General features: G+C 67.0%; 11 protein-coding genes. 6 read left to right on the top strand and 5 right to left on the bottom strand.

Annotation, left to right across the window (positions count from 1 at the left end; all coding sequences use genetic code 11):
* Positions 1-130: 130 nt before the first annotated feature.
* The 4 genes from MJ606_RS09200 to MJ606_RS09185 form a co-directional block, all read right to left on the bottom strand.
* Positions 131-2,998 (bottom strand): 2-oxoglutarate dehydrogenase E1 component, encoded by a 2,868-nt coding sequence (locus MJ606_RS09200; protein WP_243049236.1) that lies wholly within the window; start codon positions 2,996-2,998, stop codon positions 131-133.
* A 232-nt stretch (positions 2,999-3,230) separates the two neighbouring features.
* Positions 3,231-3,764 (bottom strand): hypothetical protein, encoded by a 534-nt coding sequence (locus MJ606_RS09195; protein ID WP_243049235.1) that lies wholly within the window; start codon positions 3,762-3,764, stop codon positions 3,231-3,233.
* Positions 3,761-4,954, bottom strand: a complete 1,194-nt coding sequence (locus MJ606_RS09190; RefSeq protein WP_243049234.1) for a cupin domain-containing protein — start codon at positions 4,952-4,954, stop codon at positions 3,761-3,763. Before MJ606_RS09190 ends, MJ606_RS09195 begins: the two co-directional genes overlap by 4 nt.
* A gap of 45 nt (positions 4,955-4,999) precedes the next feature.
* Positions 5,000-5,749, bottom strand: coding sequence for a sulfite exporter TauE/SafE family protein (locus MJ606_RS09185; RefSeq protein ID WP_243049233.1), 750 nt, complete (start codon positions 5,747-5,749; stop codon positions 5,000-5,002).
* Between the two features lie 159 nt (positions 5,750-5,908).
* Here MJ606_RS09185 and MJ606_RS09180 point away from each other — a divergent pair, with 159 nt between their 5' ends.
* From MJ606_RS09180 to MJ606_RS09165, 4 genes are read left to right on the top strand one after another with little or no spacing between them, the layout of a single operon-like run.
* Complete coding sequence (locus MJ606_RS09180; protein WP_243049232.1) at positions 5,909-7,711, top strand: assimilatory sulfite reductase (NADPH) flavoprotein subunit; 1,803 nt, start codon at positions 5,909-5,911, stop codon at positions 7,709-7,711.
* A gap of 1 nt (position 7,712) precedes the next feature.
* On the top strand, positions 7,713-9,407 hold the full coding sequence (cysI, locus tag MJ606_RS09175; protein WP_243049231.1) for an assimilatory sulfite reductase (NADPH) hemoprotein subunit: 1,695 nt from the start codon (positions 7,713-7,715) through the stop codon (positions 9,405-9,407).
* Complete coding sequence (locus MJ606_RS09170) at positions 9,404-10,144, top strand: phosphoadenylyl-sulfate reductase (RefSeq protein WP_243049230.1); 741 nt, start codon at positions 9,404-9,406, stop codon at positions 10,142-10,144. Before cysI ends, MJ606_RS09170 begins: the two co-directional genes overlap by 4 nt.
* 53 nt (positions 10,145-10,197) lie before the next feature.
* Positions 10,198-11,967 carry a bifunctional sulfate adenylyltransferase/adenylylsulfate kinase gene (locus MJ606_RS09165; RefSeq protein WP_243049229.1) on the top strand — a complete coding sequence of 590 codons (1,770 nt, stop codon included), beginning with the start codon at positions 10,198-10,200 and terminating at the stop codon, positions 11,965-11,967.
* Between the two features lie 58 nt (positions 11,968-12,025).
* Here the strand turns inward: MJ606_RS09165 and MJ606_RS09160 are convergent, their stop codons facing one another.
* Positions 12,026-13,045: a LysR substrate-binding domain-containing protein gene (locus MJ606_RS09160; protein ID WP_243049228.1), complete on the bottom strand. Its 1,020-nt coding sequence runs from the start codon at positions 13,043-13,045 to the stop codon at positions 12,026-12,028.
* A 354-nt stretch (positions 13,046-13,399) separates the two neighbouring features.
* On the opposite strand from MJ606_RS09160, the gene cysG reads away from it, so the two are divergent.
* Positions 13,400-14,836: a siroheme synthase CysG gene (cysG, locus tag MJ606_RS09155; protein WP_243049227.1), complete on the top strand. Its 1,437-nt coding sequence runs from the start codon at positions 13,400-13,402 to the stop codon at positions 14,834-14,836.
* An 81-nt stretch (positions 14,837-14,917) separates the two neighbouring features.
* Positions 14,918-15,859: a cysteine synthase A gene (cysK, locus tag MJ606_RS09150; protein WP_243049226.1), complete on the top strand. Its 942-nt coding sequence runs from the start codon at positions 14,918-14,920 to the stop codon at positions 15,857-15,859.
* The last annotated feature ends 43 nt before the right edge of the window (positions 15,860-15,902 follow it).

Genomic DNA, 15,902 nt, shown 5'->3' with positions numbered 1-15,902 from the left:
TTTGGTGCGCTCATCCTTGAACGCCAAAGTCAGAAAGCGGCCGTCCATGGCTGCACCAGCATTTCGGTACGTTCTTCCTTGAACGCCAGAGTCAAAAAGCGGCCATCCATGGCCGCACTCTCAAGTGTCTTTATTCTGCCGCGTGGTCGGTGCCGATCGGTGCCACCAAGGCCTGCTCGACCAGCGCCGCCTGCTCGGCGACATGGGTATTGAGGTGGCCGGCGGCCGGTGCCGGCGAGCGAGCGCGTCCCGCGTACGAGAGACTCTGCTTGCTGCCCACGCAGGCCTGCAGGTGATGACGGATCTGGAACCAGGCGCCCTGGTTCATCGGTTCTTCCTGACACCAGATGACTTCCTTGGCGGCCGGATACTTCTCCAGCTCCGCGACCACTTGCGGGCGCGGGAACGGATACAGCTGTTCCACGCGCACGATGGCGACATCGGTGAGGCCGCGCTTCTCGGCGTCTTCGAGCAGGTCGTAGTAGACCTTGCCCGAGCACAGCACCACGCGCTTGACCTTCTTGGCGGCCAGCTCGCGATGTTCCGGGATCACCAGCTGGAAGCTGCCGGTGGCCAGTTCGTCCAGGGTGGACACGGCCAGCTTGTGGCGCAGCAGCGACTTGGGCGTCATCACGATCAGCGGCTTGCGCGTCGGGCGCACCATCTGGCGACGGATCATGTGGAATGCCTGGGCCGGCGTGGTGGGCACGCAGACCTGCATGTTGTCCAGCGCGCACAGCTGCAGGAAGCGCTCCAGGCGGGCCGAGGAATGCTCCGGACCCTGGCCTTCATAGCCGTGGGGCAGGAACAGCGCCAGGCCGCACAGGCGGTTCCACTTTGCTTCGCCCGAGCTGATGAACTGGTCGATCACCACCTGCGCACCGTTGGCGAAGTCGCCGAACTGGCCTTCCCAGATGTGCAGGGTGTAGGGGTCGGTGGTGGCGCTGCCGTACTCGAACGCCATGACTGCTTCTTCGCTGAGCAGCGAGTCGATCACCTCGACGTCGGCGCCGTCGCGCACATTGGCCAGCGGCATGTAGGTGTAGCCGGTGTTCTGGTCGTGCAGCACGGCGTGGCGATGGAAGAACGTGCCGCGGCCGCAGTCCTGGCCCACCAGGCGCAGGTTGTAGTTTTCATCGATGAGCGTGGCGTAGGCCAGGTTCTCGGCGAAGCCCCAGTCGCCGGGCTGCTCGCCGCTGGCCATCTTGGCGCGGTCGTCGTAGATCTTGGCGACGCGCGACTGCAGGGTCAGGTCCTTGGGGTACTTGAGGATCTGGTTGGCCAGCTCGACCAGACGTTGCTTGGGCACGCCGGTATCGGTCTGGGTGGACAGCTTGCCGCCGATGAAGACGTCCCAATCGACCTCGATGTCCTTGATCAGGGCGGTGGTCAGCTCGGTCATCGGCTCGCCGCCTTCCAGGCGCGCGCGGTAATCGTCGAACATCTTCTGCGCGTCGCCGTCGGCGATGACGCCGCCCTTCACCAGCTGCTGCGCGTACAGGTCGCGGGTGGTCGGGCGCTTGCGGATGATCTGGTACATCACCGGCTGGGTCGCTGCCGGCTCGTCGGCCTCGTTGTGGCCATGGCGGCGGTAGCACACCAGGTCGAGCACGACGTCCTTGCGGAACTGCTTGCGGAAGTCGTAGGCCAGGCGGGTGGCCTGGATCACCGCTTCCGGGTCGTCGCCGTTCACGTGGAACACCGGCGCGTTGACCATCTTTGCCAGGTCGGTGCAGTACAGCGTGGAGCGGGCGTCCTGCGGGTTGGAGGTGGTGAAGCCCACCTGGTTGTTCACCACGATGTGCAGGCTGCCGCCGATCTTGAAGCCGCGGGCCTGGGACATGTTGAACAGTTCCATGTTCACGCCCTGGCCGGCCAGCGCCGCGTCGCCGTGCACCAGCACGGCCAGCGACTGCTTGCGCTCGGTGTCGCGGCGGCGCGTCTGGCGCGCGTGCACGGAACCGGCCACCACCGGGTTGACGATTTCCAGGTGCGACGGGTTGAACGCCAGCGCGACGTGGGTGCCGCCGTTGGGCGTCTTGACGTCGGCGGAGAAGCCCATGTGGTACTTCACGTCGCCCGAGTGGGCCGGATCGTCCGGATGGTCGAACTTGCCTTCGAACTCGTTGAACAGCGTGCGCGGCGGCTTGCCCAGGATGTTGACCAGCACGTTGAGGCGGCCGCGATGGGCCATGCCGATCACCACTTCCTTGATGCCGTTGTCGCCCGCGGCGCGGACCACGTCGTCCACCATTGGGATCAGGCTGTCGCCGCCTTCCAGCGAGAAGCGCTTCTGGCCGACGTACTTGGTGTGCAGGTAGCGTTCCAGGCCCTCGGCCGCGGTCAGCTCGGCCAGGATGCGCAGCTTGCCGGCCTTGTCCAGGCCGGCATTGCCGTTGGCCTGTTCGAGGCGGGTATAGATCCAGTTGCGCTGTTCATGGTTGCTGATGTGCATGAACTCGACGCCGAGGGTGCTGGTGTACACCTTCTTCAGGCGCGCGATCAGGTCACGAAGCTTCATGCGCTGGCCGCCGCCGGCGAAGTTGCCGCAATCGAACTCGGTGTCCAGGTCGGCATCGCTCAGGCCGTGGAAGGCCGGTTCCAGATCCGGTGCGGGCAGCTTCTCGGCCAGGCCCAGCGGATCGAGGTCGGCAGCCAGGTGGCCGCGCGAGCGATAGGCGGTGAGGATGCGCAGCACGCCAGCCTGCTTGCGGGCGTGGGCGTCGTCGATCGGGCCGGCGGCGACGCCGTTACGGCGCTGCTTTTGTGCGGCCTCTATACGCGCAATGGCCGCTGAGTGGGGTACGTCCCCCGACTCGCGGCCTTTGAAAGTCTCGAAATATTTGTTCCAGTCAGCGGGGACCGAAAAGGGGTCCGCCAACCAGGATTCATAGAGCTGTTCGACATAATCGGCGTTGCCGCCGGCGAGTTGGGAGGATTCGAAGAACTCGCGGATCAGATTAGTGCTCACGTCACCACCGGTGAGGAAGGGAGGCATGCAGCTGTCCGACCGGGGGTGGCCGGATGGCTGGGAAAAATCCCGTTAATTATAGCCCTGTGCTGCTGCGACGCGGCAACCCGCGAAGCCCTATCAAAGTGGGGTTGATGGAAGATATTTCGAGTCCCGGGGTACCGACCATCGTCGTAGACCACCGTTTTCCATAGCGAACCCGGTGGTTTGTGAGCATGGCGTGCGCGCCCTCGCGCTTGTCGCGTCGTTCAGCCAGCGGCTAGAGATCGAGCGGGTTCAGCGCCGTGGCGCGTACCGAGCGTTCCCATACGTCATTGAAATGCTGGAGCAGCGGCGCCTGGGCGGCGCGATCATGCCCGGCCGCGCGTCCGCTGGGACGCTGGGCATCGGGCTGGAACAGGTAACCGCCCTGGTCGGTGAGCAGGTAGGCGGAGGGGTAGGCCAGGTCGAGGTCTTCCTGCGGCGTGCGTATCTGGATGACGCTGGGCAGGCGTTGCGCCAGCGCGATCAGGCGGTGGCTGCCGCGCAGCGCCGCTTCGGGGTGATGCAGCAGCACGCGGATCTGGGCGCCGCGGCCGGCCGTGGCGAGGCGGCGAAGCTCGGCCAGTTCTTCCTGGCTGCCATAGACGTCGGAGGGCAGGGTCGGCTGGTAGATATCGAGGCGATAACGCGCGCCGGCCAATAGCTGGAGCCGGCTGGCGGCCATTTCGCTGCGGTTGCCGGCGAGCAGGACCTCGCGCTCATCGGCGCGAGACCCGTTGGTATGCTCGCCGGGGCCCTCCTGCCGGCTCATCGACGCCGCGGCTTCCGGGCGACCAGGTGGCCGTCGTTGACCAGGGCGAGCAGCAGGTCGCGTTCGGCGGCGGGGATTTTCTTGCCCGGACTCAGCGTACGCTCGCGGCACAGGCGTTCGGCCAGCTCGACCGAGGCGGGATAGGCGTGGCCATTCACGAACAGCGTGGCCCCGCCCTTGACGCGCGCCCAGGCCATGCGCGCCCACGGATGGCGCAACAGCTGCGCGCCACCGTCGAGCTGCTTGGCCAGCGCAGCTTCGGTGACCGGCTTTTCGGGCGGCACCGGCACCTGCGCATTGCGGTAGCGGGTGATGAAGCGGCCGAACCAGTCGACCAGGGTGGGCTCGTCCATGCCGGCGGCGAACGGCAACGCCTGCTTGAGGCGTGCGACGGCGGCGCGATCGATTTCGCCGACGGCCTTGGCCGGGGCCAGGTCGGCATCGCCATAGCGCAATTCGTCGGGCAGGCGTTCGGCCAGGTAGTCGGCCAGGTCGCCGGTGAGTTCCGCCTGCGAGGGCGCGCGCATGCCCACCGAGATGGTCATGCAGGGGCCGCCGAAGGCGATGCCGTCATGTGGCACGCCCGGGGGCAGGTAGAGCATGTCGCCCGGTTCCAGCAGCCACTCGTGGGTGGGCTCGAATTGCTGCAACTGCTTGAGTTCGATGTCGGGACGGAAATCCTTCGGCGCCTTCGGGTCGGTGCTGATGGCCCAGTGGCGCTGGCCGATGCCCTGCAGCAGGAACACGTCGTACTGGTCCACGTGGGGGCCGACGCCGCCACCGGGCTCGGCATAGGAAATCATGATGTCGTCCAGCCGCCAGCTGGGCAGGAAGGTGAAGTGCTGGAGCAGGCCGGCGACGTCGGCATCCCACTTGTCCACGTCCTGCACCAGCAGGGTCCAGTTGCTGGCGGGCGTCTTGGCGAAGTCGGCCTCGCTGAGCGGGCCGGTCTTTACTTGCCAGCGGTCGCGCTTTTCGTCATGCACGATCAGCCGCGACAGGGCTGATTCCTCGCAGGCGAGGCCGGCCAGGTCGTCCGGCTCGATCGGCGAGACGAAGTCGGGAAAGGCCTGGCGGATCAGCAGCGGGTGTTTCTGCCAGTAGTCGCGCAGGAACTGGGTGGGGCTCATGCCCAACGGCTGCCTGGTGCTGCCGCGGACTTCGATGGGGAGGGGGCGGGGTGTGCTCATCCGGGCATTCTAAGCGAATGGTGCGAAAGGGCCGCTTGATCGCGATCAGTGCGACGGGAAGCTATGGGCCACGTTGTTGAGGCCGATGGCCAGTACCGCGATGGCGGCCAGCAGGGTCGCCACGCGCGGCGGCATGCGTCGAGCCAGTATCGCGCTGAGCGGAGCGGCGACGACTCCGCCGGCAATCAGGCCAAGCACCGAGGCGCCATGGGGCAGGCCGACCTGCACGAGGAAGCTGATGCTGGCCACGGCACTGACCACGCACTTGGCCAGGTGCACCGTGCCGATGACCATGCGTGGCCTGACCCCGCGGGCCACCAGGGTGGTGACGGTGAGCGCGCTCCAGCCGCCGCCGGCCACGGCATCGGCAAAACCGGCGGCCAATCCCAGCGGGCGGGTGATGGCGGGCGTCTCGTCATGCAGGCGGCGTCCGCGGAATGGGCGCAGCAGCAGGAACAGCCCCACGCCAATCAGGTAGGGCGTCAACGCCAGCTTCATCCAGGCCGGCGGCACATGGCTGACCACGTACACGCCGAGGGTGGCGCCGATGGCGCCAGGGATGACCAGCGACCAGAACAGCCGGCGCAGCACGTTGCCGGCCACCAGGTGACTGACGCCGGAAGCGCCACAGGTGAAGGTTTCCGCATAGTGCACGCTCGCACTGGCCAGTGCCGGCGGCATGCCCAGCGCCAGCAGCAGGGCCGCCGAGGTGACGCCATAGGCCATGCCCAGGGCGCCATCGACCAGCTGAGCCATCGCGCCGATCAGCGCCGACGTAAGAAAATCCGTGAACATGGGCCGGCGGAAAGGGTGGATGACGCCAGTCTAGGCAGTCTCACGCCCCATGGGAAATGAGCGAGTGGACATATACATATGCCAAGACGTCCTTTCACATGAGAGCGGCTGGTGACTACTTTGAGCGCCTAGCGGTATGGACGTCCAAAGGAAGCCGATGTGAATGCGGTGGTGGCAGAGAACCGGCTGGCATCCCTGGATGGCGAACGTCTTGCCACGCTCGAACGACTGGCTGAGGGGCTGAGCGCCGCCGAACTCTACTGGCTCGCCGCCTGGAGTGCCGCCCGGGCAGAGCGCCTGCGGGGGCACCCGCAACCCGACCCGGCGACGGCCAAGGCCGCCGGCGAGCGGTTGACCATTCTCTACGGCAGCCAGACGGGGCAGGCCAAGCGCATTGCCAGCGAGTTGAGCGTGCGCGCCGAGGCGGCCGGCCTGGCGGTGCGCCTGGTGCGTGCCGATGGCTATCCGCAGCGGGAACTGGCCAAGGAAACCCATCTCGTGGTGGTGATCAGCACCCAGGGCGATGCCGAGCCGCCGGACGATGCCCGCGCCCTGGTCGAATTCGTGCTGGGCAAGCGTGCCCCGCGGCTGCCGAACCTGCGTTTTGCCGTGCTTGGGCTGGGCGACTCCAGCTACCCGCAGTTCTGCGCGATAGGCCGCCAGCTCGATGCGCGCCTGGCCGAGCTGGGGGCGTTGCGATTCGCGCCGCTCGGCGAAGCCGACGTGGATGTCGACGCGGTGGCCGGGCCGTGGGTGGAATACGCGCTGGAGCAGGCAAGGGACGTGCTGGGGACCGCGCAACCCACGGCGCGCGTGGCCACCCTGCAACCGGTGCCGAGCCGGCCGCTGTTCTCGCGCGAGCGTCCGTTTGCCGCTGCCGTGCTGGAAAACCAGACCATCGTGGCGCGTGACGCCGGGCGTGACGTGCGGCATGTCGAGTTGTCGCTGGAAGGCTCGGGCCTCGCCTATCAGCCGGGCGATGCGCTGGGCGTATGGCCGAGCAACCCGCCCGCGCTGGTGCGGCAATGGCTGTCGGTGTTGAAGCTGGATGGCGAGCAGGCGGTGACCCATGAAAGCCGCACCCTGCCGTTGCGTGACTGGCTGGCGCGCGAACGCGAGCTGACGCGATTGAGCCGTCCGCTGGTGGTCGCGCTCGCCGATGTCAGCGGCGACGCGGAGCTGGCGCGGCTACTGCGGCCGGACCAGTCCGGCGCGCTGGCCGCCTTGTTGAACGATCACCAGCCGATCGACCTGTGGCGACGCCATCCGGCGGCGTGGTCGCCCGAGGCACTGGTCGCCGCGCTGCGGCCGTTGACGCCCCGCTTGTACTCCATTGCGTCCAGCCAGAAAGCGGTGGGCGATGAGGTGCACCTCACCGTGGCTGTGGTCGACTATCGTGCCGATGGCGAGTCGCATTGGGGGGCCGCATCGTCCTTCATTGCGGCGGCTGGCGACGAGCAGCGGCTGCCGGTCTATATCGAAGCGAACGAACGTTTCCGCCTGCCGCCGGACGATGCCCGCGACATCATCATGATCGGCCCCGGTACCGGCGTCGCGCCGTTCCGCGCGTTCCTGCAGGAGCGCCGCGAGACCGGCGCGCGTGGACGCAACTGGCTGTTCTTCGGCAACCGTCATTTCACCAGCGAATTCCTTTACCAGGTGGAGTGGCAGGCCGCCTTGCGTGACGGTTCGCTGCATCGGCTCGACCTGGCTTTCTCGCGCGACGGCGCCGCCAAGGTCTATGTGCAACAGCGACTGCGCGAGCAGGGCCGCGAACTCTACGCCTGGCTGCGGGACGGCGCGCACCTGTATGTCTGCGGCGATGCCAGCCGCATGGCCAGGGATGTGCACGCGGCGCTCATCGAGGTGGCCGTGACGCATGGCGGCCAATCACCCGACCAGGCACGGGAGTGGCTGGCCGGCTTGCTGCAACAGGGCCGCTACGCCCGCGACGTGTACTGACATGACCACGCCACTTTCCGATTTCGAGCGCATCAAGGCCGGCAGCCGCTACCTGCGCGGCACCATTGCCGAAGGTCTGCGCGATCCCGTCACCAACGCCATCAGCGACGATGACAACAAGCTGCTGAAATTCCATGGCAGCTATCTGCAGGACGATCGCGACCTGCGCGAGGAACGCCGCAAGCAGAAGCTGGAGCCGGCGTACGCTTTCATGCTGCGTGCGCGACTTCCCTCCGGCGTGGTGACGCCGGCGCAATGGCTGGTCTATGACCGCCTGGCGCGCGAGTATGCCAATGGCACGCTGCGCATCACCACGCGGCAGACGTTCCAGTGGCACGGCATCATCAAGCACGACCTGAAGCCGACCATCGCCGCCATCCACGACGCCCTGGCCACCACCATTGCCGCCTGCGGCGACGTGGTGCGCAACGTGGTGAGCACGCCCAATCCCATCGAATCGTCGGCGCATGCACTGGCCTACGCATGGGCGACGCGGCTGTCCGACGGGTTGGCGCCGCGCACGCGTGCCTATCACGAGATATGGCTCGACGGCGAGCCGCTGGTGGGCGAGCCGAAGGACGAGGAGCCGCTCTACGGCGCCACCTACCTGCCGCGCAAGTTCAAGATCGGGCTGGCGATCCCGCCGCTCAACGATGTCGATGTGTTCGCGCAGGACCTGGGCCTGATCGCCATCATCCAGGATGGCCAGCTGCAGGGTTTCAACGTAGCGGTGGGCGGTGGCATGGGCGCCAGTCATGGCGATCCCAGTACGTATCCGCGCCTGGCCAGCGTGATCGGCTTCGTGACGCCCGGGCAGTTGTTCGCCGTGGCCGAGGCGGTGGTGGCCGTGCAGCGAGACTGGGGCAACCGCGCCGAGCGCAAGCACGCCAGGCTGAAGTACACCATCGACCATCGCGGGCTCGATGTGTTCAAGGCCGAGGTGGAAGCAAGGCTGGGTTTCGCGCTGCTGCCCGAGCGCGCCTACCGCTTCGAGCACAACGGCGACCGCTACGGCTGGGTGGAAGGCGCCGATGGTCGCTGGCACCTCACCTTGCAGATTGAATCCGGCCGCCTGGCCGACGTGGGCGAGCGTCGCTGGCTCAGCGGGCTGCGCGAGTTGGCGCAGGTCCATGAAGGCGACTTCCGTCTTACCTGCAACCAGAACGTCATCGTCGCCAACGTATCGGCCGATCAGCGCGCGCGCATCGACGCCATCGTCGCCGCGCATGGCCTGGATGGTTACCGCACGCACAGCGGTATCCGTCGCCACGCGGTGGCGTGCGTGGCGCTGCCCACTTGCGGGCTGGCCATGGCCGAGGCCGAGCGCTACCTGCCGCAGCTCTTGCCCAGGCTGGAATCCTTGCTCGCATCGCATGGTCTTCATGATGAACCCATCCTGCTGCGGCTCTCCGGTTGCCCCAATGGGTGCTCGCGGCCTTATCTGGGCGAGATCGCCCTGGTGGGGCGCGGGCCAGGGCGCTATGACTTGCGCCTGGGTGCCGACTTCCGCGGCCAGCGCCTCAACCGCCTCTATGCCGAGAATGTGGACGAGGCGGCGATTCTCGACGCACTTTCGCCGCTGTTCGCGCGCTATGCGGCGGAACGCGCAACGGGCGAACATTTTGGCGACTTCCTCCTGCGCAGCCACGTGATCGATACATCATCCCGGCAGATTCCTTTGGAGGGCGTGGCGTGAATCCATCGCAGTTGGAGGAAGCGTGGCACGACGCCAAGGCACTGGATGCGCTGAACCAATGGCTGGATACGCTCACGGCGGAAGCACGCGTGGAATGGGCGCTCGAACACGCGCCGGGGGAGCATGTGCTGTCGTCGAGCTTTGGCGCGCAGGCCGCGGTGTCGCTGCATCTGCTGACGCGCCGGCGGGCCGCGTTGCCGGTGGTGTTGATCGACACGGGGTATCTGTTTCCCGAGACCTATCGCTTCGTCGACGAACTGAGCGACCGCCTGGCGCTGAACCTCAAGGTGTACAGCGCACCGCAGAGTCCCGCCTGGATGGAGGCCCGCGAGGGGCGCTTATGGGAGCAGGGCGTGACCGGCATCGATCGTTACAACCAGATGCGCAAGGTCGAGCCCATGCGGCAGGCACTGGCCGCGCTGGGCGCGGGCTCGTGGTTCGCCGGTTTGCGGCGCGGCCAGGCCCGTTCGCGTGCGGCCATCCACTACGCGGAACGGCACGATGGGCGATGGAAGTTCCATCCCATCGCGGACTGGACCGACTACGACGTGGGCCAATACCTGGCTAAGCACAAGCTGCCTTACCACCCCCTGTGGGAACAGGGTTATCTCTCCATCGGCGACGTTCACACCTCGCATCGCTGGGAGCCTGGCAAGGACATCGATTCGACCCGTTTCTTCGGACTCAAGCGCGAATGCGGCCTTCACGGCCTGGCCTCATCCGCGTGCGACGCATGAGTTTGCTGCGTGCCTCGCGCAGGCCGTTATCCCCGATAAAACAAGCAGCCAAGATGAGTCAAAACGCCCTTGCCCAAGCCGACGTCCTCTTCCCCGCACCGAATGCATCCGCCGATCTGATCGCGCCGCATGGCGGCGTGCTCAAGGAGTTGTATCTGCCATCGGAGGCGGCCGGGCAGCTGAAGCAGCGTAGTGCCGGATTGCCGGGGATCGATCTCGATACGCGCCAGCTGTGCGATCTGGAGTTGCTGTTGAATGGCGCGTTTTCGCCGCTGGAAGGGTTCCTGACGCAACGCGACTATCGCAGCGTGGTGGATGGGTTGCGGCTGGCCGATGGCACGTTGTGGCCCATGCCCATCACGCTGGATGTCAGTGAAGCCTTCGCTGCGCGACTGGCGCCGGGCAGCGAGGTGGTGCTGCGCGATTCGCAGGGCGTGCCGCTGGCCGTGCTCGACGTGGAGGATATCTACCGCCCCGATCGCGAGCACGAAGCGGCCCGCGTGTTCGGTACCACCGATCGCGCGCATCCCGGCGTGGCCGAACTGCTCGATCGCTATCGACCGGTGAACCTGGGCGGCCGGGTGCGCGGCATCCAGGCGCCGGCGCATTACGACTTTGCCGAGCTGCGCGATACGCCGCGTTCCTCGCGCGAGTGGTTCGCGGCGCATGGCTGGCATCGCATCGTGGCATTCCAGACGCGCAACCCGATGCATCGCGCCCACCGCGAGCTGACCCTGCGCGCCGCCCAGCAGGTGGGCGCCAAGCTGCTGTTGCAGCCGTCGGTGGGGCGCACCAAGCCGGGCGATATCGATCATTACACGCGGGTGCGCTGCTATCAGGCGCTGCTGCCGCAGTATCCGGCCAACAGCGTGCGGCTTTCGCTGCTGCCGCTGGCCATGCGCATGGGCGGCCCGCGCGAGGCGCTGTGGCACGCGATCATCCGCAAGAACTATGGCGCCAGCCATTTCATCGTGGGGCGCGATCACGCCGGCCCCGGCACGGACGCGAGCGGCCAGCCGTTCTATGGTCCGTTCGATGCCCAGCATCTGCTTGAACAGCACCAGGACGAGCTGGGCATCCGTATCGTGCCGTTTCCGGCCATGGTCTATGTCGCCAATCGCGATACCTATCTGCCATCGACCGAAGTGCGGCCCGATGACGAGGTGCGCGATATCTCCGGCACCCAGCTACGCCGGCATTTGCAGGAAGGCAGCGACATCCCTTCCTGGTTCAGTTTCCCCGAGGTGGTGGAGATTCTGCGCGAGCGCCATCCGGCGCAGGCGCCGCGCGGTTTCGCGTTGTTCTTCACCGGGCTTTCCGGCGCCGGCAAATCGACCATCGCCCAGGCGGTGGTAGCGAAGCTGCTGGAGCAGACCAGTCGCGCGGTGACCGTGCTGGACGGTGACGAGGTGCGCAAGCACCTGTCGCGCGGCCTGGGTTATTCGCGGGAGGACCGCAGCGCCAATGTCACGCGCATTGGTTATGTCGCCAGCGAGATCGTGCGGCATGGCGGCATCGCCGTATGCGCGCCGATCGCACCGTATGCCGATGCGCGTGCCGAGGCCCGCGCACTGGTCGAGGCGCACGGCGACTTCATCGAGATCCACGTGGCCACGCCGCTGGACGTGTGCGAGTCGCGCGATCGCAAGGGGCTGTATGCCCAGGCGCGAGCCGGCACGATTGCGCACTTCACCGGCATCAGCGATCCCTACGAAGTACCGGAGCATCCCGAGCTGCGCCTGGATGGCCATGCGGCTGAGCCGGTGGCATTGGCGCGGGATATTCTGGGGTTGTTGCGACGGCGTGGTTTGTTGCAGGGCTAGCGCAGTTTTGTGTTCTCGCCCGTCATTCCCGCTTTCGCGGGAATGACGGGTAAAGCGCTTACTGCGCTTCGACCAGTGCCTCGGCCACGCGGAGCGGTACCTGTCGCTCGCGCCAATGCGGCACGCCCGGCCAGTGCGAGGTGCCGGCGCCGCCGGTGGCGAGCGCCCGGCTGACCGCGCGGCGTTCCAGATGGGGGGCGAATACGTTGATGAAATCCAGGGTGTACTCGCGCAGCACGCTTTCCCGGCGCAGCACGATCCAGGTGGTGCAGGGCGAGAACAGTCCGTCGGCGCTCAGTTCTCGCAGATCGGTGTCGTGCTCGGGCTGGAACGCCATCTCGGCCAGCACGCCAATGCCCAGGCCCTCGCGCACATAGGTCTTGATCAGGTCGGCGTCGCTGGCCGTCATGGCGATCTGCGGGTGCAGGCTTGCCGCATGGAAGGCCCGCGCCAACGAGGATTCGGGCTTCAGCGAGGAGTCGTAGCTGATCAGCGGGTAGGCGGCCAGCTGCTCCAGCGTGGGCGCCTTGGGCTGGCGACCCAGCGGATGCCCGTGGGGCACCACCACGATGCGGTTCCATCGATAGGCGGGCAGGGCGATGCCATTGGGCGGCGGTGCCCCGGCCGCCGTGCTGACGATGGCCAGGTCGACGTGCCCGCCATCGAGCAGGGAGATCACATCGGCATCGCTGACCGGCTGCAGGTGCACGCTCACCTGCGGGTAGCTGCGGCTCAGTGCGGCCACCGCGCTGGGCAGTGCAAAGCGGGCCTGGGTATGCGTGGTGGCGATGCGCAGCGTGCCGCGCGACTCGTTGCGCAGATTGGCCGCAATGGAGCGGATATTGGCCGCCTCGGCCAGGATGACGCGGGCCCGCTCGAGCACATGCGTGCCGGCGTGGGTGATCGCGTGCAGGCTGCGACCCTTGCGGTGGAACAGCTGGAAGCCGAGTTCGTCTTCCAGTTGGCGCAGCAGTTTGCTCAGGCCGGGCTGGGTGGCGTGCACCCGTTCGGCGGCCAGGGTGATGTTGAGTCCGGCGTCAGCGATGGCGACCAGGTAGCGCAATTGGGTGAGAGTCATGGCAGGGATTCCGCGGGCGATCGAGAGGGTGGGTGCTCGTGGTCGCAGAGCGGATACATCGCGTCATCCTCCTGGACACGCGACCGCCCGCGCGGGCGGCGGCATCGATGTAGCGAGGTTGGCGAAGGCTGTCCATGGCGGCAATGGCAACGTGGCAGTGAGCGTGAATTAGACGTCTATACAGCCGTTGGTGCAGCGCGTCAATACTTTGTAACAAACGGGGCCGGGCGGGCAGCGCCTTATAACCGCCAGGTATATGTACCGCCACACAAATTATTTGTGTCCTTGCGGGCGGCTGCCTAGCGTGGAATGGGCCGGTTCCGGCGTCTTTCCTCGATGGAGCCTCCCGTATCCATGAAGCTGTACCCGTTGTTCGCGGATCTCTCCGGACGCCAGGTACTGGTGGTGGGCGGTGGCGTGATTGGCGAACGCAAGGTGGCAGCCTTGCTGGACGCAGGGGCGCGCGTCACCGTCGGGGCGCCGGAACTGACTTCCGCGTTGCGCGGCTGGGTGGAGCAGGGGCAGGTGTGGTGGCGCCCGGGTTGCTTCGAGGAAGCGTGGCTCGACGGCGTATGGCTGGTGATTGCGGCCACCGACGATGCGGCCCTGCATGGCCGCATCGCGGCATTGGCACAGGGCCGGCACCTGTTCGCCAATGTGGTGGATGACGCATCGCTGTCGAGCTTCCACGTGCCGGCGGTGATCGACCGCGCGCCCGTCACCATCGCCATCTCCAGCGGTGGCCGTACCCCCATGCTGGCGCGCCTGCTGCGCGAACGGCTGGAGACGCTGGTCGATCCGGTGATCGCGCCGCTCGCCTCGCTATTGGGCGAGATGCGCCATCGCATTCGGGCGCACCTGCCGGATCTGGCGGCGCGCCGACGTTTCTATGATCGATTGATCCGCGGCCCCGTGCAGAGCCTGCTGCGCCGTGGGCAGTTTGCGCTGGCCGAAGAGGCCGTGAGCAGGCTGCTCGAATCGGCCGAGGTCGAGCCGCTGGGCTCGGTGGTGCTGCTGGGCGCAGGGCCGGGCGATCCGGGCCTGCTTACGCTCAAGGGCTTGCGCGCGCTCAACGAGGCCGATGTGATTCTGCACGACCGCCTGGTCAGCGCCGAGGTGCTGGCGCTGGCGCGTCGCGATGCCGAGCGTATCGAGGTGGCCAAGCAGGCCGGCCATCACCATGCGACCCAGCAGCAGATTCACGCATTGATGTTGCAGCATGCGACGGCGGGCCGGCGCGTGGTGCGCCTGAAGGGCGGTGACCCTTTTGTGTTCGGTCGCGGGGGCGAGGAGCTGGAATTTCTGCGCGAGCATGGCATTCCCTATGAAGTGGTGCCCGGCATCACCGCCGCGCTGGCCTGTGCCGCCTATGCCGGCGTGCCGCTGACCCACCGCGATCACGCGCAATCGGTGCGCCTGGTGACGGCGCATTGCCAGGGTTCGGTCGATACGCTTGACTGGCGGGCACTGGCGCAGGAACGCCAGACCCTGGCCGTCTACATGGGCACCAGCGAACTGCCCGCGCTACAGCAACAGCTGCTGGCCCATGGTCGTGCCGCCACCACGCCATTCGCCCTGGTCGAAAACGGCTCGCGGCCGGAGCAGCGCGTGGTTACCGGCACGTTGTCGACCCTGGTCGAGCGCGCCGCCGAACACCAGGTTCGTTCGCCCGCCTTGCTGATCATCGGCGAGGTCGCATCGCTGGCGACATCGCTGGCATGGTTTGGGCCGCCGCCGCTGGGCAGCGCGCAGCCTTTGCCATCGCGCCTGCCCGAGACCTTGATGGCTTGACGCAGCCTTAACCTTGAACTGGCGCACCATCCGGCGCGCCGCCCACCGTTTTCCATCCATGCCGTGCCACGGAGTAATTCCATGATTTACGACAGTATTCTCGACACCATCGGCAACACGCCCATCGTGCGCCTTCATCGGCTGGCGCCGAAGCACGTGACGCTGTATGCCAAGGTGGAGGCATTCAATCCTGCCGGCTCGGTGAAGGATCGCCTGGCCTACGCCATCATCATCGACGCCGAGAAGCGCGGCGTGCTCAAGCCGGGCCAGACCGTGGTGGAAGCGACCTCCGGCAATACCGGCGTGGCGCTTGCCGCAGTGTGCGCGGCACGTGGCTACCCCTTCGTGGCCGTGATGACCGAAACCTTCTCGATCGAACGGCGCAAGCTCATCCGCGCCTATGGTGGCAAGGTGTTGCTGACCCCGGCCGCCGAACGCGGCAGCGGCATGGTGCGCAAGGCCAAGGAGCTGGCCGACAAGCATGGCTGGTTCCTGGCGCAGCAGTTCGATAACCCGGCCAACCCGGCCTATCACCGCAACACCACGGCGCCGGAAATCCTGCGCGATTTCGCCGGCAAGCGACTGGATTATTTCGTCACCGGCTGGGGTACCGGTGGCACGCTGACCGGCGTGGGCGAAGTGCTGCGGGTGGCGCGCCCGGAAGTGAAGCTGATCGCCAGCGAGCCTGCGGGCGCGGCCTTGCTGACGGGCAACCCATGGCAGCCGCACAAGATCCAGGGCTGGACGCCGGACTTCGTGCCGGGCGTGCTCAATCGCGAGGTGGTGCACCAGATCCTGCCGGTGGACGATGTGCTGGCGCGCGATACCTCGCGCGAGCTGGCGCAGAAAGAGGGCATTTTCGTCGGCATCTCGGCAGGTGCCACCGTGGCCGCCGCACTCAAGGTGGCACAGGATGCGCCGGAGGGCTCGGTGTTGCTGGCCATGCTGCCGGATACCGGCGAGCGCTATCTGTCCACCTTCCTGTTCGAAGGCGTCAACGAAGGGTCCGACGAGGTGGAGTGATCGCCTCGTCGCGGACCGCTCGCGCGCAGCGTGCGCTCCTGCA

It is taken from the genome of Dyella sp. RRB7 (assembly GCF_022761115.1).
In the GTDB taxonomy this organism is placed as follows: Bacteria; Pseudomonadota; Gammaproteobacteria; order Xanthomonadales; family Rhodanobacteraceae; genus Dyella.
Note: the sequence above shows the minus strand (reverse complement) of the source record. Positions and strands in the feature narration are given on the sequence as shown.